The following is a 23,287-nucleotide window of genomic DNA, read 5'->3' on the forward strand; positions in this document are numbered from 1 at the left end:
TGCTTAAAATTTGAGTTCTAACAAATCATGTGCCAATAATTTATCCGCAGCAGTTTTAATTTCATCAAATGTCATACCTGACCTTTGAGCAATATCTAATAAAGTATAGTTACCATCTGATAAATTCAAAACCCACAAAATAGCCATTTCATTTAGTCCGCTATCTTTCTGACCGCCTACCGACCTATATAATCCTCTTTTTCCCAATTGCGGTTCGCACTTGGGATTTTTATTTAAGTAAGTTTGATTATTGTCAAGTATATGTAATATAGAGGTACATTTAGCGAATGAATCAGCAAGATATGCGGGTTGCACAAAGTTTAAATTATCGGCTGACGTGTGATATTCAGGAAAACTGCCATGAGGCGATCGCATAAAACAACCTACTGCTAAATTAAATCCAGGCGAACAGTATTGTCGCTCATCATAGCCATAGGGAAAGAAGTCGATAATTTTATAATCCTGAGCCGAGTTTTTCAGCACATAACTGACAATCTCATCTATTTCAGTATTACCTCTGCGGCTTTTTTTATAAGTAAAGTTACCCGCATCTCCCAAACAAGTTAAGACTAAACCATGTTTAATTTGAGCAACCTTCGCCTCATTCAAAGCCAGCCAAGTAATTGAACCAATAGTTCCAGGGATAAACAAAAATCGGTAAGAATAGTACGGTGTAATTTGGCTCAAATGTTTAGCGAGAAAAACTGCGATCGCAATTCCCGAAAGATTATCATTACACAGCGACGGATGACAGGCGTGACAAGAAATTAAGACTTCATCCTGAATTTTTCCCGGAATAAAATACTCACCGTAAGTTAAATGACCAGGTTCCAGAGAGGAATCAATAAACACTTCGTATTCATCATCTTCTAGTTGCAAATACTGCTCGTGAGTCAGGCAAAAACCCCAAGTTTCTTTATAATAAGAAGTTCGGTAGGGAATCCAATCAGGGCGATCGGGAAGGGTAAAAAGATGCGGTTTGAGTTCTGCAAGCGATAATTTTTGATGTACGGGAACGCTATAGTTAACAACGTGCAGATTAGAATTAGCAAAATCTACAATCTTTTCACCTTGCGAGTTTTTAATACAAGCATCCTGAATATTCCATTCTTTAGGAACTGTCCAATCAAAAACTTCAGTTCCCGTTGGCACTTCATGAACTGACAAGGGAATATGCTGTTGGAGAGTTTTCAGCGTTTTTCTCAACCCATTACCTGTAATACTGCGACAGATAGGATATAGTTCTGCTATTAGTTGATATATCTCTTGAGCAATATCATGAAATGCTCTGTTTTCCATTTCCGGTTACTTTTGATTGCTAACAATATTTTCTAAACACGGGTTTGACTGGACGACCAATTAGATATTTATCGATTCCATATTCTAAAGCTTTGCGGTAAACTTTGAGAGCTTCATTTATAGCATCTATAGTTGTATCAATCTCCTCATTTTTATGAGAATAGCTGACAACCAAAGAAGGCAGAATTAAACCTCGTTTGATTGTTTCCTGCATAAATAGAGTTCTAAATTCCTGTGATGCTTGCTGGTTTTGGTCGCGGGTTGCATAAACTAAATTGCAAGGTTTGCCAACAACCTCAAAATAACCTTGGAGTTTATTAGCAATAATCGCTTGATTAATTCTCTGGCGCAATCTTTCACCTTGTTGATACAGATGCTCGATGACGCCTTCTTCGCGGAAAATATTCATAGTAGCGATCGCAGCTGCTAAAGCATGGTTTTCTGCGCCGTGAGTAGTAGAAAGCAGAAATACACGCTCTTTATCGTGGTAGATTCCGCCTAACTCCATAAGTTCTCGTTTACCAACCAGTGCAGAAATAGCGAAACCATTTCCCATACTTTTGCCAAAGGCTGATAAATCGGGAACAACACCGTAGTAAGTTTGGGCGTTCCCACCAGACCAACGGAATCCAGTAATCATCTCATCTAAGATAAAAACTACGCCATTTTCTTGACAAAGTTTTTGTACCTGATGGAGAAAACTGTTGGCTGGATCTTCGTATTTAGCTGGTTCTAAAATCACGCAAGCAATTTTTCCCGGATGCTTGGCAAACAAGGCTTTTACACTTTCAAGATCGTTGTAATTAAATTTCACAGTTAAATCTTGAATTACTTGGGGAATCCCCGCAGACATAGGAGTACTGCTAATAAACCAGTCATTGTAAGAAAAGAAAGGATGATCGCCACAAATAGCAACCATATCTCGCCCCGTGTAAGCCCTCGCCAGGGTAATCGCGGCGGTAGTTACCGTTGAGCCATCCTTGGCAAATTTCACCATGTCTGCACCGGGAACCCAACTCAGGAGTGTCTCAGCACATTCGACTTCAATATTTGCTGGACGGGTGAAGTTATTGCCCAGCAGCATTTGCTGATAAGCTGCTTCTACCACAGCTGGATAAGCGTGTCCCAAGGTGATAGCACGCAGCCCCATTCCGTATTCAATAAATTCATTGCCATCCACATCCCACACATGACAACCTTCACCTCTGGTAATAAAGCCAGGTGCGTTTTCTGGGAATTGGTCATCACCTTTAGCGTAAGTATGGCAACCACCAGGAATCAGAGAATGACTTTTTTGTTGTAAAGCTTTGGATTGTGCAAAAGACTGTTTCTTTGAGATCTTAAAATGAGCTAAAGTCATGGGGTTGTCTCCTTGATGAAGATTTAACTTGAATGTGCGATCGCAGGAGATAAAGAGGTTACATTCTCTATTGATAAGGGGTCGTTATAGAGATCTACTAAATATTCTGGTATCAAATGGCAGTCCGTACCCCGTAAGAAGTCGCCTAAAGAAGTTCCCGTACAAGCTGAATCAATATTTTTGGCACCCTTTTGAGCGATCGCATCATCAAGATGTACAGTTCTAAAATCAATACTGAAGCGGGTATAGCCTGAGGTGTTAGGTACAGTTGAGTGCATTTGCGCTGCTGAGAACAGAATCATCCCCCCGACTTGGGTAATCAACCGCAATTGCGGCTCAATTTCTAAAGTTTCTTCTGCACGGGGTTGTTTGCGCGTATCTGTTTTAATGTGCTGTGCCGCATTTTTACGGCTCTCTTGATTCCACCGAGCGTAGTTATAATCTCTTGAGCTATTCTTAACAGGCTGACTCCAGTAGCGGGGATGGAATGCCATCGCATTCTCGGAGGTAATATTGTAGACAGGAAGCCACCAGTTGATTTGGCAGGGAGGAGCAGAGTACCAAGTATCGCGATGAGGATGGAAGGCGTAAGCAATACCAGCTGTCAGATAGCCATCACTGGTTGCTGTTCTGAGGCGGGGTACATCGAAATAGGTTTTTCTCAAGTCGCATCCACTTTCCTTCAAGATGTCTTGAATGAGTTTTTTGGATTCAGGATGATGGATAAACGCTGGCTTGAGTTGCGCCAAAATTTCAACGTATCTCTCTACAGGTAGGCTATGTTGCGCTTCTCTGGGATCTAGAGGGGCGAAGGCTTCTTCAATCATCCCACGCGCGAAGTTACATAGAGCGATCGCACTAGCGCAAGGAGAATAGACAAATATTTGTCCATTGTAGAGATGCTTGCGTCTAATATCGTCACTGAAATTTGCATCGAAATAAATTGTATTCATTTCCCCCTCCTCCTCTGCGCCTCTGTGCGATACTAATTGACAATTTTACTCATCAGCAATTAGATATTTTTCAATACTTATTAAAAGTCTTACATCCCCGCAGGCGTGACAATTTTTGCCTGTTCAAATAAACTCCAAGCCCTATCTTTTTCCGAAATTTCAGTCACAGGTAAAGGCCATTCAATCCCAAAAGCTGGATCGTCGTAGCGATACCCACTAGCATATTCTGGTGCATAGAAATCACCCATTTGATACATCACCTCAGCGTCATCGCTCAAAGTTTGAAAACCGTGAGCAAATCTATCTGGAATGTAAAGCGCACGACGATTTTCAGCAGTTAACTCTACACCAATATAAGATAAATAAGTCGGAGATTCTGGGCGTAAATCAATAATTACATCATAGATAGCCCCGTGAATGCAACGAACTAATTTACTTTCCTGCGAAGGAGGTATTTGATAATGCATTCCTCGCAGCGTTCCTTTTTTATGGTTAAAAGATAAATTGCATTGCACAATTTTGGAATTTAAACCATGTTCTGCAAATTCATTTATGCAAAAAGACCGAGAGAAGAAGCCTCGATGATCTTGATGCAAATTTAAATCTATAATAAAAGCACCTTGTAGTTCAGTTTCGGTGAAGAGCATAACGATCAATCTGATTTAAAAAAATATTTTTCGACAATAAAAAGCTTCAGCGTAATTACCAGGAGAATTAGATTCAATCCCCCGAATTCGCAGGATTGAACGGAAAGTTTCTTCTGTAAACCATTGCTTGTGATTCTGAGTTGCAAATGCATCAAGAATATATTGAATTTTTCGACAGCAAATAGCGTCATCTAGATGCATAAAGAAATTAGGAATCCCCAAATCTCCATCATACTTAGGAATTTCATACTCTAGAATCAAATGATTTCTAAATGTATTCCAAGTTAATTCTGAAATTAAACGATGATCTTGATGGCGATCGTCTCGGTAATGCGTCAAAATAATATCTGGAGAAAACTCTTGCTTTAACTCTTCAAAGCACTCTTTTATCTCTATCCCTTGAAAAGGTAGAAAGCCATCTCGAAAATTTTTAATGATGACTTTCTTTGTCTGTACTTCCTTTAAAAAGATATTAGCGCTTGCAGTTGCTTCTTTTGCTCTCTCCTCATTGGAACTAAAAACTACCCAATAGATGCTGACATTCTTGTACTTCTCAATCAGCTTAAGTATTGTGCCTCCGCAGCCAATTTCGATATCATCGCAATGAGCGCCTAGACAGAGAATTTTATATTCCGATTCATCTGTTTTATTCAACCTAAACTCAATCATACATGAGATATTTCTAGTTTTCTGTCTCTCCACACTTCCCAAGGCCTAACACCTTGAGTATACATATCATCTAACTGTTGCTTTTCTTTAAAGGTATCCATTACACCAAAAAAGCCACTGTATTTATAAGCAAGAAGTTCTTCTCTTGCCATCAACCTTTGAAAAGGTTCTAATACAAGTTCTTCACCATGATTAATATATTTAAATATGTCCTTCTTAAAGATGAAATATCCTCCATTAATCCAGATATCACGTTGCTTCACATCTTTGAGATCCCGTACCAGACCATTATCATCTATATCTACTAAATGAAAGCTTTGGCTTGGTCTAACACACAAAAAGCTACCTATTTTATCACGCTGATAGAAATGCTCTATATACGTTGGTAAATGTAAATCTGTCAGTCCATCACTGTAATTAGCAAGAAATACTTCTTCTCCATCTAGATACTCTTCGACTGCCTTAAATCTTTGACCAATATTAGCAGTTAATCCGGTATCTACAAAAGTGATATTCCAGTCTTGAATATCGTGGTTAAATAATTGAATCTTGCTACCACTAGATAAAGTAAAGTTATTAGAAAGCCATTCATTATAATTTAAGAAATAGCTCTTAATTAAGTCTGCTTTATAACCCAAACATAAGATAAAATCTTTATGTCCATAATGGGCATAATATTTCATCACATGCCATAATATCGGTCTATATCCAATATTCACCATTGGTTTAGGAATAGATTCGGAATAATCTCTCATTCTCGTGCCTAAACCACCACAGAATAAAACTACTTTCATCTTGTACCTCGTTTTTAGAATACCAAATTGGAGATTTTAAATTAAACTCAATTTTTGCTTTTATACCTTTTGCAACCAGCAATCAAATATCTAAGAGTAGACCTTAACTTCAGGAATTGGGACAACAAACTTACCACCCCAATCGCGAATGTAAGACATTTGTGCCATAATTTCATCCTGAAGATTCCAGGGTAAAATCAGTACATAGTCTGGTTGAGTTTCTTGAATCTTGTCAGGATGAAAAATAGGGATGTGAGTTCCTGGTAAAAATAGACCTTGTTTGTAGGGGCTACGGTCTACTGTATAGTCCAAAAAATCTGTACGAATACCACAATAGTTAAGCAGAGTATTGCCTTTTCCAGGCGCACCATAACCGACAATCGACTTACCTTCTCGCTTTACTTTAATTAAGAAATCTAATAACTTACGTTTGGTTTCTTTAACTTTTTCGCCAAAAGAAAAATAATATTCTAACTGTGTAAAACCAGCTACTTCTTCTCTAGCTTTTAGTTCTACTACTTGCTGACTTACAGGTTTAGAATAGTCTTCAGTATGACGAGCATAAATTCTTAAAGAACCACCATGAGTAGATAATTCTTCTACATCAAAAATTTTCAAACCGTGGTGAGCAAAAATATTTTCGACAGTGATGAAAGAAAAATAAGAGAAATGCTCGTGGTAAATTGTATCAAACTGATTCTCCTCGATTAACCGCATCAGGTGAGGAAATTCCATTGTAATTACACCTTGCGGTTTGAGGATAATTTTCATCCCTTTGACAAAATCATTGAGATAAGGGGTATGCGCAAGAACATTATTTCCTAGTAATAAATCTGCCCGTTTTCCTTTAGTAACTTGTTCTTGGGCTGTCTCCACTCCAAAAAACTTGACAACTGTGGGAATACCTTTTTTAATTGCTACCTCAGCAATATTTGCCGCTGGCTCTATTCCCAATGCCGGAATACCTTTGGCAACAAAGTATTGTAGTAAGTAACCATCATTACTGGCAATTTCTATTACCTGGCTTTGCTCGGTTAATTGGAAACGCTTCACTGCCATATCAACATAGTTCTTGGCGTGTCGCAACCAGCTATCAGAATAGGAAGAAAAATAAGCGTAGTCACTAAAAATATTTTCAGGAGTAATATATTCTTGGAGTTGCACTAAAAAACATTTTTCACAAACATAGGCATGGAGTGGATAAAAAGGCTCCATTTCATTAAGTTGTTTGGGACTGCGATAACTTTCGCAGGGCGGTGACATACCTAAATCTACAAAAGTATGGTGTAACCCCGTTCCACAAAACAAACATTTACCTATTGTTTGTTGACGATCGGCAATTTTTTGGTTATTCATAACTAGTATTTGGTTTACAAAAATCAAAATGCAGATTTAAAGAGTACGCCAGTCTTAATCAAAGTGTTACTTGTATTTCAATATTTAAAGAGTACGCCAGAAGAAATCTCGATCGAGCTGTTGGGTGCGAATGAGATATTCAAGTTGTTTGAGACGTGTAAAACCACGAAACTCAAAAGTTTCTTTACTCATGTCAATTTGCTTGAAGACATTAAAAAGTTGTTGGGCACCACTTTGAGCATCCCAATCACATTTAAATCCTGGTAAATTTTGATTGATTTTCTCGAAGGAAACTCGATAGCTGCGATTATCAGGATCGTGTTTGCCAAAGCTCAACTGACAATCTGTAAAGACATCAGCAACTATGTGAGCAATTTGTTTGACTTGATAGTTGCTATTTGTATCGCCCACATTAAAAATTTGGTTGTGAATGACATCACGTGGCGCTTCTAAAGTACAGATGATTGCCTTACAAATATCTAAAAGATGTACCAAGGGTCGCCAAGGTGTACCATCACTATTCATCTTGATTTCTTTAATTGTCCATGCCCAACCGGCGAGATTGTTCAAGACAATATCAAAACGCATTCTGGGGGAAGCTCCATAAGCTGTGGCGTTCCGCAAAAAGGTAGGAGAAAAACCGTCATCAGCCAGAAGTTTTACGTCTTGTTCTACCAGCGCTTTGCATTTGGCATAAGCAGTTTGAGGATTGATAGCAGACTCTTCGTTAACGTAATCTTCAGTCGCAAAGCCATAAACGCTGCATGAAGAAGTATAGATAAAGCGTCGCACTCCTGCTGCTTTCGCCAGCTTTGCCAAATTGACTGAACCTTTATGGTTGATATCGTAGGTAATATTGGGAGCTAACTGACCTAAGGGATCGTTGGAGAGTTCTGCCATGTGAACTACTGCTTCAACTCCTTCGAGGTCGGAAGGTTGAATGTTGCGGATATCTTTGTTTAAGGTTTTGGCAGTTAACTCGGTGCCGTTGTACAACCAGCCTACTTTATAAAAGCCTGTATCTACAGCAATTACTTCGTAACCTTGTTGTATTAAAAGCGGTGCTAACAACGAGCCGATATAACCTTCTGTGCCAGTTACAAGTACTTTCATATATAAATTCAGTTTTTTATGTTTAGGTAAGTAGAATGAGGCTTATACTTTCACATGCTACTTATTGCAAAATTAAAGCTCGATGATAAGCGATCGCTGCTTGTGCAAGGATCGTTGGCACTCACAAAATCTGACAACTATCTATGCACAAGCCTAGAAAGTTTTTCACACTTATTTTGGGTGTAATAAATGGTCTACTAATACTATTAGCTAAGTAAATTACGCTTGTATAGTCAAATTGGCTAGAAATCAAAATTTCCTAGCCAATTTGGCTTTAATTTTGTCCATGAAGTTTTTGAGCATAGGGAAAATGTTTCCAATGCTCATATCCTACGGCAAGCAAGTCGGGAAACCCGTTCAAGGCAATGTCTCCCCAACGCACTGCCTCCTCAAGTCTGGCGACAGATGCAACTGTCCTCCTGTGCCTCAATTCATCCCACTATTCTGCAACGGCCACTCTGCTATCGGTGCGTATCCTGACTGACGACAACTGCTTCACCTAAGTAATAACAAGCATTTAGCTGGACATATGACCCAACGCTGACTTTCATTCAAAATTTGCCTTTCGGCGTTTTTGCATCGGATTGATAAAGATTGATTATGTAACTTTACAACGCTAAGAGTCTGTGGTGCATTTGCTGATATCACATGAACAATTGATGCTACCACTTTCTGCAACGCGCGCACTACTCTGTTGGCAATGGTTTGCTAGTGTTTGAGATTTTATGTTAAATTTCATACTCTATACTTAAGTTCTCTACGATCTTGCTTGGTCTTGATAGACACCATACCTCATGAATCGATTTTAACTAGTGTCAGTTGATAAACTGTCACTCAACAGATTTCCAGTATGATTGCAGAAGCGGTATTCTTAATTAGTGCAAGGAGTGATACCACTTCACCGCATGTTTGTTACTAGTTATCCTCCCAGCCCTATCCTTCAGGGGTGTTTGCGGATTTCAGATGTTGCATCAAACAAGTGAATTGGTATAAAGTTATACGGGGAAGCGCTTGAGAGAGCAAAAATCTCAAGTGCTTTTTCGTGTATAAATAAAAAAATATTCTCTCGGTTATGAAATATAAAAGTTTTCTAAGGCACAGGCGATCGCAAAAGATGCCGTAGCAGTGCAATTGTAGCTCCTAATACAGTTGGTGCAAGCTTAAAGAATTTTGAAATGTCTCAATTCATACTTAGTAGGAAAATTTGGCGACCTGCTCAAATCCTTATTTGATAGATATTTTGGTTTTTGTTGAAGGAATCTTTATGATTTCTTGATAAGAAATTTATAAATAATTTTAGCCATTTTGGCGGGAATTGATTCAGAAGTGTTTTATGCTTTTTACAAGAAGCATGTATAACAATACTCCGAACAAAATGAAGGTTATCTATTGTCAGAACTTGAAGATTTATAGGTTTAAAGAATTTTGTCAAAGTTTGGTTTTCAACTAAATTTAAACAAAATACACATAAAAGCCTAATATTCACGTACTGAAATATATCAAATCTCAGTTCTGATTATTGTTATAAAAATTAGTTGCAAACTTTTTTGCAATCATAGTGAGTAAGCTAACATCTCGAAACAAATCATTTGATTCTACCAAAGACAATTTCTCGATCTAGCCATAATTGGGATAATGGAAACTTGGTTATAAAACTTATCGATAATTATTTACAGTAAATTTTATGAATGAGACAGTCTATTTATTCAATCATTTGGTTTAGCTTTTTGTAAAACTAGCCTTTTAAAGGCACATAATTTACTCTGCCATCGGAATATTTTTCTTGATTGCCAACTTCTTTATCATCTATAAACTTTGTTTTTACTGCCAAGCATAAATAATGCGATCGCCAAATGCAGATACAAGGTTAGTAATTACCGCACGCCAGAATATTTGAATAATTTTCTGCCCCTAGCTGATACTCTTCGCAATGCTTGTGGCCAGTGATTCTGCAATTACTTGTAATCAATGAATTACAGATGATGAGAATTGAACTCTAAATCAATCTTAATTAATTATTGAAATAAAGGAGATAAACTAATGGCCTTCATACGAGGAACTAATGGAAACGAGTTAGTTAATGGTTCTACTTCTACCCCAGTATCGCTTAGGAGTACAAACCTTGCCGATCAAATTTATGGTGGTTTTGGTAACGATACCCTATTAGGATTAGGCGGCGATGACTACATCAATGGAGACCAAGGTAGTGACTCCATTGATGGCGGTGATGGCAACGATCGCCTTTTTGGGGGTATTGATAACGGTAACGACACCATATTCGGTGGTTTAGGTGATGACTTCTTAGAAGGTGGTGGCGGTGATGATAGCTTAGATGGTGGCGATGGCAATGATACCATTCAAGGTGGACAAGGTAACGATACTCTTCTTGGTGGAGGAGGTAATGATGTCATCTTAGGAGTCAGTGGTAATAATTTCATTGATGGCGGTACTGGCGATGACAATATCCAAGGCGCTGGTGGTAGTGATTTTCTTGGAGGAGGAGTAGACACCCTCCGTGGCGGTGCAGGAAACGATACCATCCTCGGCAATGGGCAGAATGACCAGCTCTATGGGGACGATGGCAATGACAAACTGGATGGCGGTGGAGATAATGACTTTCTCGATGGCGGTATTGGGGATGACTCCCTTGATGGCAACATCGGGAATGACACTCTAGTTGGTGGGGCTGGCAGTGACACTCTTAATGGCAACAGTGGTACCGATCTTATTGATTATTCATCCAATCCATCCGGTACAACTGGAGTTAACGTTAATCTAGAAACGGGTACAGCTAGCGATGGCTTTGGAACTACCGATACGTTGCTTGCTGTTGAAAATGTTGCTGGTTCTAATTTCAACGACACGATAACAGGCAGTAGTGTAAATAACCTGCTTATCGGCAATGGTGGTAATGACACTATAGATGGCAACGCTGGTAATGACACGCTCAACGGAGGTGATGGTAATGACAGTCTGCTTGGCAACGCTGGTAATGACACTCTAATTGGCGGTGCTGGTAATGACACCATTGATGGTGGTTCTGGTTTTGACAGGGTAGATTATTCTTCTAGTACTGCTGGGGTTAGTGTGAATCTAACAACAGGTACAGCCACTGGTACAGCTATCGGGAATGATACTCTAAGCAACATTGAACAAATCGTTGGTTCTAATTTCAGCGACCTCCTGATTGGCAATACGAGCAATAACTTCTTTATTGGTGGAGCTGGCAATGACTCCATTGATGGGGGTGCTGGTACAGATCGCGTTGATTATTCCACTAGCACAGCTGGAGTTGTCGTTAACCTGGCATCAATTAACGCCACAACGGGAACTGCCAGTGATGGGTTAGGTGGCAGTGGCACCGATATCTTAGTCAATATTGAAGACATTGTAGGCTCCAGTTTCAACGACAACTTAACGGGTAACGCGGGCAATAACACCTTTGTTGGCGGGGCTGGCAATGACTCTATTAATGGGGGTGCTGGTATCGATCGCGTTGATTATTCTGGCAGTACAGCTGGGGTTGTTGTCAATTTGGCAACGGGTACTACCACTGACGATGGATTAGGCGGCATCGATACGCTAACAAGTATTGAAGAAGTTATTGGTTCTGCATTCAACGATAGTATCACTGGAAATGCTGATAATAACCTCTTTGTAGGCGGCCCTGGCAATGACACTATTGATGGTGGCGATGGTAGCGATCGCGTTGATTATTCTTTCAGCACAGCCGCAGTCACCGTTAATTTGACAAACGGAACTGCCACTGGCTTTGGTGGTACGCATACACTAAGCAACATCGAAGAAGTTGTTGGTTCTAGTTTCAACGATAGTATCACTGGAAACACCGCCGATAACCTCTTAATTGGTAGTGCTGGTAATGACACGCTTAATGGCGGTACTGGTAACGATACCGTTGATTATTCGACCAGTCCAGGGGCAGTCACCGTTAATCTGGCTACTGGTACTGCCAGTGAAGATGGATTTGACAATACAGATACACTGATTAGCATTGAAAACATCATTGGTTCTAATTTCAACGATAGCTTAACTGGCAATACCGTTGGGAATTCTCTCAGCGGTGGCGCTGGCAATGATACCCTTCTTGGAGGTGCTGGCAGTGACACCCTGAATGGCGGTGATGGTAGCGATCGCGCTGATTATTCTACTAGTCCAGCAGGTGTTGGGAACGCTGGCGTTGTGGTCGATCTAGTTGCAGGTACAGCTCAAGACGGGTTCGGTAATACCGACACGCTGATTAGTATTGAAGAAGTCGAAGGTTCTAATTATAACGATACCCTGACTGGTAACACAGGCAATAACTACCTCAGTGGCGGCTCTGGTGATGACAGCTTAGATGGAGGTGCTGGCAATGATACTCTCGCAGGTGGTGCGAGTAACGATACTTTGAATGGCGGTGATGGTATTGACCGAGCAGATTATTCTGCCAGTTTGTCAGCAGTGACTGTTGACTTAGTGGCGGGTACTGGCATTGCCAATGATGGCATTGGTGGTAACGATACACTGATTAGCATTGAACAAGTCACAGGTTCGATTTTTAACGATAGTCTCATCGGTGATGCCATCAATAACCTCTTGAACGGGGGTGCTGGCAATGACACCATTGATGGCGCTGCTGGTAATGACACTGTGATTGGCAGCGCTGGCAATGACGTTCTCAACGGCGGTGATGGGATTGATACAGCCGATTATTTATCCAGTACAGCAGGGGTTGTAGTTGATTTATTTGCCGGTACTGCTAGCGATGGACTGGGTAGTACGGATACACTGAGCAACATTGAAAACGTTATTGGTACTACCTTTGTAGATAGGATAATTGGCGAGGCTAGCAATAACCTCTTAGTTGGTAATGGTGGCAATGATGTCCTGATTGGCGGTGCTGGTAATGATGTCCTTGTTGGTGTTGGGACTGGTAGCAGAACTGGTACGCTTACTCTGAGTGGTACACCATTTCCACTCAGAGGAATCCAAGAGGTTGACGTTTTAGCAGGAGGATCTGGAGGCGATAGATTTGTCCTTGGAAGCAATGGCGAATTTTACTATATAGGTAGCGGTACTAGTACTGCTCCAAATAGCGACTTTGCTATTATCGGTCAGGAAAGTGCTACGCCTGGAGTATTTGCCAGAGACTTTGATACCGGAATTGATTTGATTCAAGTGCAGAAAGGCTTAACCTCGAACTTCTTGTATAGAGTCCAGCAAGTAGGTGTAGATACCTTTATTTTCGGGACTAACGCTACTAGCGGAGCAACTTTCCTTGATGTCATGGCGATTGTAGTCGGAACAACCTTTAGCGACGTTGGAGCTAGTTTACGAGATCAGAATGGCTTAAATCTCCAATTAGTTGCCCAAGGTACAGGTATCCAGTATTATCGCTAAAAGTCAATCCCAGCCGACAGGTTTAGACCTGCGGCTGCATAATAACAGCTTGCTGGGACAGGCTTTTAAAAGGAAAGTCCGCGTATCTGTGGGCTCTTTTTAATGGCTGAGGATAGTCTTGTTTTACCCTTGTCTCAAACCACAATGGAGATAAAATCACTCCATGCCATATCCAAAATCAATATTGCTATTGGGATACTGAAAGTAGGGTATTTAAATGCATCTCGATTAACAATATTGACGAAATACAGAAAGTAGTAAAGTGGACAAGTATTTGTCCACCCTACCTATTCGTTTATTAACCTGTCTTTCTCCCTTGTATATCTGCTGCTCTAATATACAAATTATGCGTGTAACAGCTTGCCATCCAGAACTTTTTGATAACAAGCGATCGCCTCTTTTAATTCCCCTTGTTCTTCCAGCACAACGCCCAAGTTATAATCATCATCTACTAAATCAGGCTGAAGAGCGATCGCCTGACGATAATAAGCGATCGCGGTCTGCCAATCGCCCATTCTTCTGCGTTTTTCGCCTAATTGGTAGTTTAATTTTGCATAGTGAGCTTGCTGTTCAGGCGAAAGTTTTCCTTGTACATTGAGAACATTCCCCAAACTGACATCAGCTTCCATAAATTCAGGTTTTAGTTCTAAAGCCTTTTGATAACAGGTTACAGCCTCATCCAATTGGCTTTGTTGTTGTAAGGTATAGCCCAGGTTGTTGTAAATTGTTGCAGAATTTGGATATAGTTTCAGTGCTTGACGATATGCATCTGTAGCTGCGGTGAGTTTTCCTTGTGATTGCTGTAAATTTCCCAAAGCAAACCAAATTTTCACTGAATATGGATTGAATTGTGAGGCTTGATTCAAAAATTTTTCAGATGCCTGAATATTCCCTATTTTTTGGGAAAGCATACCTAATCCATAAAATGCTTCAGGGTGATCTGGGTGAATTTTTAAAACTTGATGATAAGCCTGTTCAGCTTCAAGTAAGCGATTAGCTTGATAATGTTGAACAGCTTGTTGCAAAATTTCGGTGCTTTTGTCAACACCCTTAACCTCAGGTAAAGAACCAAAACCAAAATACAATGGGAAACGCGGCAACTTAATATTTTGAAAATCCTTGTGTTTTTGCCTAAATTCTGGCGACAATAACACTAGTTTGGCATTGTTACTTTTCTTTTCCAAAAAGCGGATGATGCCTTCTGAATATTGACCATAGTTGCTTAGTCCATAGTCTTGTTTTAAAAACCGTGTGTGCCAAAAAATAAAACCTAAATAATAGCGTTCAAGGTCATCATGTCGTAATATATTCAACAGCGGATTTCTAGGATGTTTTACAAAAATGTGCTGAGGTGAAACAGTCCAATATGCAAGGTCTCCATCACCGTTGGCAACTTCTTTTACATTTACGTAATACCGGAGATCGTCAGGTTGTTTCCAAAGATTAATGCCTGAAATAAACAAGGCGGTCTTTTTGAGAGGATGCTCTTTTAAAAAATCATAAATTTTATTTAAATGTTCGGGGATACCAACATGATCTCCATTAATTTCCACACATATTTTATATTTTGTTTGGCTAAGTCCAAAATTACAATAAAAGCAGAAAGAATGAATATTACTGGTATCTAATTCTAATTGCTCTTTTGTATTTGGTGAATATACATGGGGTAAGTAATTAAAAGCTCGGATTTTTGGATAGTACTTTTGTTCATATTCTTCTATAATTTGCGGAGAATTGTCTGTACATCCATTAAAAATAATAATTAATTCATCTAAAGCATTAATCCAAGTTTCAATTACCTGAGCTAGAAATTCACCTTCATTATGGACATACAGCAGACCACTAACACCATCTTGTCGGTTGTGTGACTCAAAGGATGATGGATCGATAGTTGGATGTTCAACTTGAATAACTGTCATGGCTTTTAGGTTTTCAACTCATGAAAATTGATAATTGGTCATGTTAAAAGGGGAAATTATTAGTAATTCTTCCCCTTTTTTCCTGGTTTTTACAGTCGTTACAAATGAATTAATTGTTATTTCAGCTAAATTGAAACCTGCTGTTGATGAATTTTGCCTAAATTAAGTCCCGATTCTCTGTCATGGGTATTGATTTCTAGGACTTTTTGATAATCAGCGATCGCCTCTTCTAAATTGCCTTCATCCAAGTTATAGTTAGTATCTGCCAAATCAGGATGTAAGGCGATCGCCTGACGATAATAAGCAAGCGCCGTTTTTAAATCACCGACTTTTTGGCGGCTCATACCTAGCCTGCGGTTGAGTACAGAGTAATATAGTTGTTGTTCCACAGACAGCTTTTTTTGGGCATACAGCGTGTTACCCAAATTTGCTTCGGCTTCCACACAGTTGGGCTGAATTTCTAAAGCTTTTTGATAGCAAGCTACAGCCTCGTCAAACTTACCTTGTTGTTCTAAAGTGTACCCCAGGTTGTTATAAATCGGGACTGCATCTGGTCGCAAGGCGATCGCGCATTGATAAGCTACCTCTGCTGCTGTTAATTGTCCTTGTGCTTGATGTAAATTGCCCAAACTGAACCATATCTTCACAGAATCAGGCTGGACTTGCGTTGCTGTACTTAAGCATTGTTCCGCAGTTTGGAGTTGTCCCATCTGCTGCGCTAACATCCCCAGTCCGTATAGTGCTTCTGCGTGTTCCGGTTGCTTTTCTAATATCTGCCGATATAGATTTTCCGCCTCAGCGAAGCGATTAGCCCGTTGATGCTGCACCGCTAATTGGAAAATCTCCGCAATTTCTCTTTGCGCAAATCTTCTGGGTTTGTTGACTACCTGAAACAAGAAATCTTCCAACGCTCTCATAAGTTTTACGTCGTCATATAACTTATGCTTGTTCTGGGCAACTTGCTGAGAGATGTGTTGACGATATTCTGCATCTTGACCGAGACGAACAGCTATGTTCACATATTCTTCTTTATTCGTCGCTATTGTCTCTTCTACACCCATCATTTTCAAGATTGCTAGGGTATGTCGTCCCCGCATCGAATCCCCAGGTAATGTGAGGGTGGGAATATTATGAGCGATCGCTTCTAAACTGGAATTACATCCTGACCAACCCATACTATCTAAAAAAACATCCGCCATAGCTGCTGTGCCAGCAAAAGTCGCGGCATTCAGGCGCGGCAAAAAGATGCAATAGTCTTGATAGTGGAGTCCTAATTCAGCAAAAGCACTATTTAATCGCTGACTAAAGACTTCATTGACATACTGACTTTCATGTTTAATAAATACAAACTTGCAATTTTTTAAATTCTGAGCAATTCTCGGAAAAATATCATCATGTTGAGGTAAATATTTGTATAAAGATTGACAGCACCAGAACATAATTTCATTATCTTCAATGCCGATATCTTTTTTAGTTACCGTCTTAGGTTGAATTGCTAAAGGCGTGTAATAAATAGATAAATTTGGTAATCTAACTAATTTCTCAGTGTAATACTCTTGACCATTTTCCGGTTCCATCAAATCACTACTTAAATAGTAGTCAATTGTTGGTAGCCCACTAGTATTAGGATGTCCCCAAGACGTCATTTGAATTGGAGCCAGTTTTAAACAGCCCAACTTCATAGTTATCGGGTCCATGCCAAATTCTGGAAAAATTAGGATGTGTAATTTATCTTGTTGAATTAATTCACACCATTTTTCAAATACCAATGGCCCTTGAGTAAATTTATCAAATGCTTTGGCTGCGATTTTCGTTTCACGATCGTGTTTTGCACCGGTGTGATATCCGAATAACTCAAATTCACTCTTATCTAGGTTTTCCACCCAACCCTTTATTGGGATTTTCCAATTGGAATGATTAGAGAAAAATCCCGAAACAAAACCAATCCGAATTTTTTCATTTACTTTTAATTTAGGAAGCTCAATCGGCTGGCTCCATTGAGGATAACGACTTGACATAATCTGACAAATCATTTCCCCATAGATGCACTGCAAATCTCGATCGTTTAAGCCTTGATATGCTAAATAAAACGGTTGTAAAGAACCAATAGCCGTAGCAGCATTGGCTCGTTTTTTTTGATTATCTGCTTGATATTTAGCCGCTAAATTTTGCAGTGCTTGTTGATAAAGATTTCGCTTAACTTGAATTTCTTCAGAACTTGTATAGATAATTGGAATCTGACTCATCACTAGACCAAATTTGGCATAATCGAAGTCAGGTTTAATTTTTAACGCTTGTTTGTAAGATGCTGCTGCTGCTTCTAATTTATTCAGTTTTTTGAAAGTGTTTGCCAAATTGTAATGAACCTGAGCAAGATATTGGTTGAGTTTTAAAGCTTGTTGATAGGATTCTACTGCTGCTTCAAATCTGCCTAGACTTTTCAGCACATTTCCTAAATTATTATGTATGATAGCCAAATTAGGCTTCAGTTTTAAAGCCTGTTGATAAGACTTTACTGCTTTCGCTAACTGACCCTTTTGCTCCAAAATCGCTCCCAGGTTGTTGTATGCATAAGCATTGTCAGGGTTATATTTAATCGCTTGCAGATAAGACTTTTGAGCAGCATCTACCTGTCCTTGTTGTTGCAGGACATCGCCCAAATTATAATGGGCTTCTGCTAGATCGGGTTGCAGAGCGATCGCTTGTTGGTAGTAAGTTACAGCAGTCTTTAAATCCCCTGCTTTTTTGCAAGCTATACCCAAGCGATGATTCAAAGCAGCATAATACGCTTGTTGCTCTGTTGTCAGCTTCCCTTGGCGGTGGAGAATATTGCCTAAATTGACCTCAGCTTCAGTGTATTTTGGCTGAATCTCTAAAGCTCTTTGATAGCAGGCTACAGCCTCATCCAACTTGCCTTGTTGTTGCAGAGTGTAGCCCAGGTTGTTGTATACTGCTGCTGACTGCGGTTGCAAAGTTGACATATCAAATTTCTTATTTATATAGGTTTTTGATAAATTCCGGAATTTTACGGCGATCGCAATTTTTTTTGATAACTAGCTTGACATTAAAAGTAGTAGTAAGTATAATAATGGTTAAATTGCCGAAAGCTAAAAAAAGCCTTCAGCAATTCACAAATAAGCTTGGCTTTAAAGCCACACCTACTCGCAGGGTTTCACATTCGCTGCGGGTATGTTTTTATTAGTAGGTTCCAGAAACGGAGAAAGCGTTAGCAACAGAGCTGTTGTCATCGGTGTAGGTGAAACCGAAGGCTTCAGCGATGGTGTTGTTACCGTAAGCTGTAGCACTAGCTTCTGCTGTAGCTAGGTTGCCTGTGATATCGACGGTCACGGTTACATCTTTGTCGATGTTCAGATCTTCATCAATGTTAACGTCGATGTTAACGTCCTTTTCAACCTCGAAATCGCCACCGTAGGAAGGTTCGCCCCAACCAAAACCACCAACAACAGTTGCTTCAATAGCTTCCATGTAAGACAGATCGGAAATAATCATTGAATTTCTCCTTGGTTTTTCTCGGCAATTCTGTTTGAATTTATAAGCAATCTTGGCTTTAAAGCCACACCTACTCGCAGGGTTTCACATTCACTGCGGGTATGTTTTTATTAGTAGGTTCCAGAAACGGAGAAAGCGTTAGCAACAGAGCTGTAGTCATCGGTGTAGGTGAAACCGAAGGCTTCAGCTACAGTGTTGTTGCCGTAAGCTGTAGCACTAGCTTCTGCTGTAGCTAGGTTGCCTGTGATATCGAGGGTCACGGTTACATCTTTGTCGATGTTCAGATCTTCATCAATGTTAACGTCGATGTCAACGTCCTTTTCAACCTCGAAATCGCCACCGTAGGAAGGTTCGCCCCAACCAAAACCACCAACAACAGTTGCTTCAATAGCTTCCATGTAAGACAGATCGGAAATAATCATTGAATTTCTCCTTGGTTTTTCTCAGCAACTCTGTTTGAGTTGTTGATATTAATATAGGCAATCAAATTTTGCTTGTATCGCCAAATTGGCTGAGTATCTAATGTTTCCAGCCATTTTGGCTAAGATTTTGTTTTCTCCAAAATCTAGGTTTTGGGGGGCATTACCAGTCAAAACCTAGATATGGCGCAATAGCGTTGAGTTCGCGTCAAAACCTTCAAATGTATAGCTTACAGAAGTATCACTATGATGCTAGGGTAGCGGCAACAACATAGAAGCATTGGTACTTCGATTTTGGGGGTTTTCCCTAATGCTTCTAAGACTCTTTTATTACTCTAAAAAAGTAAACATCTTTGTAGCTTGTGTTGAGGCTGTGCAAAACTCAAAATTTTTCGTGCTTTGCTGAAGTATAGCCGTAGCCATTTTCGTTAGGACGTTAAAATGTCCTAGATGCAATGGCAACTCTTATAGTCTACGTCCTAAACTTGATGGCTATAGCTATATCACACGGTAAACCCCAAGCTATGATTATTCTTCACTGACCTGTATGGAAACAGAATGGCAATACCTATTGATCTAACGCATCAATTTTGCTGAAACGCAAGATTCCCAACTTTTCTAAAAAGTTGGGAATCTGAATTCCTCGCAAATCCTCAAAGTATTTTTACTACTCTTAGCCGATCACAAAATTTACCAACTTCCCAGGCACCACAATCACCTTTTTAATTTCTTTACCCTCAATATAACGCTGGGCAACTTCTGATTCTCTGGCATATTTTTCTAAGGCAGCTTTATCAGCTTGCGATGGCACTTGAATTGCACCGCGAGTTTTGCCCATAATCTGAATTACTAAAGTAATTTCATCAGCTACCAAGGCAGCAGGATCAAACGACGGCCAAGTTTGAGTGTGGACAGAATCGCTATTACCCAATAAATGCCACAATTCATCAGCAATGTGTGGTGCAAAGGGGGCTAGTAAGACTACTAAAGTCCGAATCCCTTCAGCATAAATTGGTGAATCCTTGCAGCTAGCATCAGTCAAGGCGTTACTCAACTTCATCAATTCCGAAATAGCTGTGTTGAATTGATATTCGTCTTCCACATCTTCTGTAACTGCTTGGATAGCAGTATGAATTGCCCGTCGCAATTCTTTTTCTGGTTTACTCAAGTTTGAGATATCGGCTTGCTTTTGGAATACCCCAGCAGCAATATAATCTGTTACCAAGCGCCAAACCCGGTTTAAAAAGCGGAATTGTCCTTCGACATCAGCTTCATCCCATTCCAGGTCTTTTTCTGGTGGCGCTTTGAATAAGATGAACATCCGCGCTGTGTCTATACCGTATTTGCTAATTACGTCTTCTGGTGCGACACCATTACCTTTAGATTTGGACATGGTGGCATACAAACGTTGCAACGGTTCGCCTGTTTGGGGATCGCGGGGGTTAGCTGGGTCTACTAAATGGGAAGGAATCCATTTATCTTTACCACCCTTGTTGGGATTCATGTAAGTTAAACCCTGCACCATACCTTGAGTCAACAGACGTTGAAAAGGTTCGTCAAAGTTCAACAAGCCTCTATCTCGCAGCACCTTAGTAAAGAATCGCGAATATAACAAATGCAAAATCGCGTGTTCAATACCACCCACATACTGATCGACTGGCATCCAGTCATTGGTTTGATGAGAATCGAACACCTGCTGTTCGTTCTTGGCATCAGTAAACCGCAAGAAATACCACGAGGAATCGATAAAGGTATCCATCGTGTCAGTTTCCCGCTTCGCTGGCGTACCGCAAGTTGGACAGGGCACATTTACCCAGCTTTCTAACTGAGTTAAAGGCGAACCACCGCGTCCGGTAAATTGGACTTCTTCTGGTAACTCTACGGGTAAATCCTTGTCTGGAACTGGCACTATCCCACAGTTAGGGCAGTGAATCACGGGTATGGGCGCACCCCAATACCGTTGCCGTGAAATCAACCAATCTCGTAATCGATATTGCACCCGCGCTTTGCCAAAACCTTGTTGTTCGGCATATTCTACTATTGCTTGTTTGGCCTCTGTGGATGCCATGCCACTAAAAGGGCCAGAATTAATTAAAATTCCTGGTTCTGTATATGCCTCGTTGTATTCAACCTGAATGATGTTCGAGACTTCACCATCTTCATCAGGTATTGTTGCACTTAAATCTTTATCTGCGACTGCCTCTGGTTCGACAATCACAAACTCAATCGGCAGATTATATTTATTGGCAAACTTGAAATCTCGCGCATCATGAGCAGGCACACCCATCACTGCCCCAGTACCATATTCATACAGTACATAGTCAGCGATCCAAATGGGTAGTTCTTCACCAGTAAACGGGTTAATTGCCTTACCGCCTGTGGGAATACCTCGCTTCGGTTTGTCTTCCGCAGTCCGTTCTAACTCACTTTGATTGGCAACTTCTTGAACAAAAGCTTCTACAGATGCTTGCTGTTCTTTTTTTGTAACCCGCTTTGTTAAGGGATGTTCTGGCGCTAATACTAAGTAGCTAACGCCATAAACCGTATCTGGGCGTGTAGTGTAGACGCTGATTTTTTCGTCCAAGCCAACAATAGGAAATTCCAGGTACGCACCCGTTGATTTGCCAATCCAGTTGGCCTGCATCAACTTGACACGTTCTGGCCAACCTGTCAATTTATCTAGGTCATTGAGTAATTCTTCGGCGTAATCAGTAATCTTGAAAAACCATTGTCGTAAGAGTTTACGTTCAACTTTTGCTCCACTACGCCAGGAACGTCCTTCGTTATCAACTTGCTCGTTTGCCAATACGGTTTGATCGATGGGATCCCAGTTAACTGCGGCTTCTTTTTGGTAAGCTAAACCTGCTTGCAAAAATTGCAAGAAAATCCATTGTGTCCATTTGTAATAGTCTGGCGAGCATGTAGCTAATTCGCTATTCCAATCAATAGATAAGCCAAGACGCTGCAATTGCTGCCGCATCTGGGCAATATTTTGATAAGTCCACTTGGCTGGCGGTACACCACGGTCAATGGCGGCGTTCTCTGCTGGTAAGCCAAAAGCATCCCAACCCATTGGGTGCAATACCCGATAACCTTGCATTCGCTTGAGACGAGCGATCACATCAGTAATTGTATAATTACGAACGTGACCCATGTGTAGGCTGCCCGATGGGTAAGGGAACATGGATAAAGCGTAGAATTTTGGCTTGTTGCTATCTGTCAGTGTTTTATCTAAGCCAAGTTCTGCCCATGTTTTTTGCCATTTTTCCTCAATCGCTGCTGGGTTATAACGGGAAGAATCCACCAAAAATGCTCCTACTGCAATCTCGTCTGTGTCTGCCTCCATATTGTAGATGGTAGGCAAACAAATTCAGTTGGTTAAATTGAACTATGACCGAATTAAAAATAAAATTTTCTGATAGAGTGCGTATTTTTGTCTACGGCACCCTCAAACCAGGCGAAGTTAATTATAAAAGATATTGTGCTAGTAAAGTTCTAGATAGCAAAAGAGCTATAGCTACGGGTAAACTGTTTGCCCTGCCAATGGGTTATCCAGCCATGACACTGGAGAATAGCCAAGTCCAAGGATATTTACTCTCATTTGCCGATGTAGAAATTTTAAGTCAGCTGGATGATCTGGAAGATTACCAGCCCGATCGACATCCATCAGAAAATCTCTATAATCGTCAGCAAATAGAGATTCGCAATTTGCAAGGGCTATCCTTGGGTTTTGCTTGGGTTTACTTTATGTCGCCTGAAAGAGTCAGCCAGCTGAGAGGTATCCCTCAAGCTGATGGCTGGTGGAGTGGCTGCGGTTTAAAAGCCAGCGAAGTGTGGGATTTATGAAC

15 protein-coding genes are annotated in these 23,287 nt (G+C 40.4%); 2 read left to right on the forward strand and 13 right to left on the reverse strand.

Annotation, left to right across the window (positions count from 1 at the left end):
- Nucleotides 1-3: 3 nt before the first annotated feature.
- The 8 genes from AACU33_RS05415 to AACU33_RS05450 form a co-directional block, all read right to left on the reverse strand.
- On the reverse strand, nucleotides 4-1,299 hold the full coding sequence (locus AACU33_RS05415) for a DUF4910 domain-containing protein (protein ID WP_096587391.1): 1,296 nt from the start codon (nucleotides 1,297-1,299) through the stop codon (nucleotides 4-6).
- 19 nt (nucleotides 1,300-1,318) lie between these two features.
- Complete coding sequence (locus tag AACU33_RS05420; protein ID WP_096587392.1) at nucleotides 1,319-2,659, reverse strand: glutamate-1-semialdehyde 2,1-aminomutase; 1,341 nt, start codon at nucleotides 2,657-2,659, stop codon at nucleotides 1,319-1,321.
- Between the two features lie 23 nt (nucleotides 2,660-2,682).
- A complete protein-coding gene (locus AACU33_RS05425; protein ID WP_096587393.1) occupies nucleotides 2,683-3,612 on the reverse strand; it encodes a hypothetical protein in 930 nt (309 codons plus the stop codon).
- Nucleotides 3,613-3,701: 89 nt separating this feature from the next.
- Nucleotides 3,702-4,259 (reverse strand): dTDP-4-dehydrorhamnose 3,5-epimerase, encoded by a 558-nt coding sequence (gene rfbC, locus AACU33_RS05430; RefSeq protein WP_096587394.1) that lies wholly within the window; start codon nucleotides 4,257-4,259, stop codon nucleotides 3,702-3,704.
- A 15-nt stretch (nucleotides 4,260-4,274) separates the two neighbouring features.
- A complete protein-coding gene (locus AACU33_RS05435) occupies nucleotides 4,275-4,928 on the reverse strand; it encodes a PIG-L deacetylase family protein (protein ID WP_096587395.1) in 654 nt (217 codons plus the stop codon).
- Nucleotides 4,925-5,722 (reverse strand): sugar phosphate nucleotidyltransferase, encoded by a 798-nt coding sequence (locus tag AACU33_RS05440; protein WP_096587396.1) that lies wholly within the window; start codon nucleotides 5,720-5,722, stop codon nucleotides 4,925-4,927. The genes AACU33_RS05435 and AACU33_RS05440 overlap by 4 nt, the downstream gene beginning before the upstream one ends.
- A 90-nt stretch (nucleotides 5,723-5,812) precedes the next feature.
- The gene (locus tag AACU33_RS05445) at nucleotides 5,813-7,078 is read right to left on the reverse strand and encodes a class I SAM-dependent methyltransferase (RefSeq protein ID WP_096587397.1); all 1,266 of its coding nucleotides are present in this window, start codon (nucleotides 7,076-7,078) and stop codon (nucleotides 5,813-5,815) included.
- Between the two features lie 84 nt (nucleotides 7,079-7,162).
- Nucleotides 7,163-8,191 carry an NAD-dependent epimerase/dehydratase family protein gene (locus tag AACU33_RS05450; protein ID WP_096587398.1) on the reverse strand — a complete coding sequence of 343 codons (1,029 nt, stop codon included), beginning with the start codon at nucleotides 8,189-8,191 and terminating at the stop codon, nucleotides 7,163-7,165.
- 2,040 nt (nucleotides 8,192-10,231) lie between these two features.
- Here AACU33_RS05450 and AACU33_RS05455 point away from each other — a divergent pair.
- On the forward strand, nucleotides 10,232-13,591 hold the full coding sequence (locus AACU33_RS05455) for a beta strand repeat-containing protein (RefSeq protein WP_096587399.1): 3,360 nt from the start codon (nucleotides 10,232-10,234) through the stop codon (nucleotides 13,589-13,591).
- Between the two features lie 344 nt (nucleotides 13,592-13,935).
- On the opposite strand, the gene AACU33_RS05460 is transcribed toward AACU33_RS05455, so the two are convergent.
- The 5 genes from AACU33_RS05460 to leuS form a co-directional block, all read right to left on the reverse strand.
- On the reverse strand, nucleotides 13,936-15,510 hold the full coding sequence (locus AACU33_RS05460) for a tetratricopeptide repeat protein (protein WP_096587400.1): 1,575 nt from the start codon (nucleotides 15,508-15,510) through the stop codon (nucleotides 13,936-13,938).
- 125 nt (nucleotides 15,511-15,635) lie between these two features.
- Nucleotides 15,636-18,491 carry a tetratricopeptide repeat protein gene (locus AACU33_RS05465; protein WP_096587401.1) on the reverse strand — a complete coding sequence of 952 codons (2,856 nt, stop codon included), beginning with the start codon at nucleotides 18,489-18,491 and terminating at the stop codon, nucleotides 15,636-15,638.
- 217 nt (nucleotides 18,492-18,708) lie between these two features.
- Nucleotides 18,709-19,020 (reverse strand): hypothetical protein, encoded by a 312-nt coding sequence (locus AACU33_RS05470; protein ID WP_096587402.1) that lies wholly within the window; start codon nucleotides 19,018-19,020, stop codon nucleotides 18,709-18,711.
- A gap of 110 nt (nucleotides 19,021-19,130) precedes the next feature.
- Nucleotides 19,131-19,442, reverse strand: coding sequence for a hypothetical protein (locus tag AACU33_RS05475; protein WP_096587403.1), 312 nt, complete (start codon nucleotides 19,440-19,442; stop codon nucleotides 19,131-19,133).
- 670 nt (nucleotides 19,443-20,112) lie between these two features.
- Complete coding sequence (leuS, locus tag AACU33_RS05480; protein WP_096587404.1) at nucleotides 20,113-22,785, reverse strand: leucine--tRNA ligase; 2,673 nt, start codon at nucleotides 22,783-22,785, stop codon at nucleotides 20,113-20,115.
- A 44-nt stretch (nucleotides 22,786-22,829) separates the two neighbouring features.
- Between leuS and AACU33_RS05485 the strand changes: the two genes are divergently transcribed.
- Complete coding sequence (locus AACU33_RS05485) at nucleotides 22,830-23,285, forward strand: gamma-glutamylcyclotransferase family protein (RefSeq protein WP_096587405.1); 456 nt, start codon at nucleotides 22,830-22,832, stop codon at nucleotides 23,283-23,285.
- Nucleotides 23,286-23,287: the final 2 nt, after the last annotated feature.

The sequence above is a fragment of the Calothrix sp. NIES-2098 genome (genome assembly GCF_963875125.1).
Taxonomy (GTDB): domain Bacteria; phylum Cyanobacteriota; class Cyanobacteriia; order Cyanobacteriales; family Nostocaceae; genus Aulosira.

Bases quoted from the DNA above. Each gene is read 5' to 3' on its own strand.
- AACU33_RS05415 (WP_096587391.1), bottom strand. From the start codon at position 1,299: ATGGAAAACAGAGCATTTCATGATATTGCTCAAGAGATATATCAACTA.
- AACU33_RS05420 (WP_096587392.1), bottom strand. From the start codon at position 2,659: ATGACTTTAGCTCATTTTAAGATCTCAAAGAAACAGTCTTTTGCACAA.
- AACU33_RS05425 (WP_096587393.1), bottom strand. From the start codon at position 3,612: ATGAATACAATTTATTTCGATGCAAATTTCAGTGACGATATTAGACGC.
- rfbC (WP_096587394.1), bottom strand. From the start codon at position 4,259: ATGCTCTTCACCGAAACTGAACTACAAGGTGCTTTTATTATAGATTTA.
- AACU33_RS05435 (WP_096587395.1), bottom strand. From the start codon at position 4,928: ATGATTGAGTTTAGGTTGAATAAAACAGATGAATCGGAATATAAAATT.
- AACU33_RS05440 (WP_096587396.1), bottom strand. From the start codon at position 5,722: ATGAAAGTAGTTTTATTCTGTGGTGGTTTAGGCACGAGAATGAGAGAT.
- AACU33_RS05445 (WP_096587397.1), bottom strand. From the start codon at position 7,078: ATGAATAACCAAAAAATTGCCGATCGTCAACAAACAATAGGTAAATGT.
- AACU33_RS05450 (WP_096587398.1), bottom strand. From the start codon at position 8,191: ATGAAAGTACTTGTAACTGGCACAGAAGGTTATATCGGCTCGTTGTTA.
- AACU33_RS05455 (WP_096587399.1), top strand. From the start codon at position 10,232: ATGGCCTTCATACGAGGAACTAATGGAAACGAGTTAGTTAATGGTTCT.
- AACU33_RS05460 (WP_096587400.1), bottom strand. From the start codon at position 15,510: ATGACAGTTATTCAAGTTGAACATCCAACTATCGATCCATCATCCTTT.
- AACU33_RS05465 (WP_096587401.1), bottom strand. From the start codon at position 18,491: ATGTCAACTTTGCAACCGCAGTCAGCAGCAGTATACAACAACCTGGGC.
- AACU33_RS05470 (WP_096587402.1), bottom strand. From the start codon at position 19,020: ATGATTATTTCCGATCTGTCTTACATGGAAGCTATTGAAGCAACTGTT.
- AACU33_RS05475 (WP_096587403.1), bottom strand. From the start codon at position 19,442: ATGATTATTTCCGATCTGTCTTACATGGAAGCTATTGAAGCAACTGTT.
- leuS (WP_096587404.1), bottom strand. From the start codon at position 22,785: ATGGAGGCAGACACAGACGAGATTGCAGTAGGAGCATTTTTGGTGGAT.
- AACU33_RS05485 (WP_096587405.1), top strand. From the start codon at position 22,830: ATGACCGAATTAAAAATAAAATTTTCTGATAGAGTGCGTATTTTTGTC.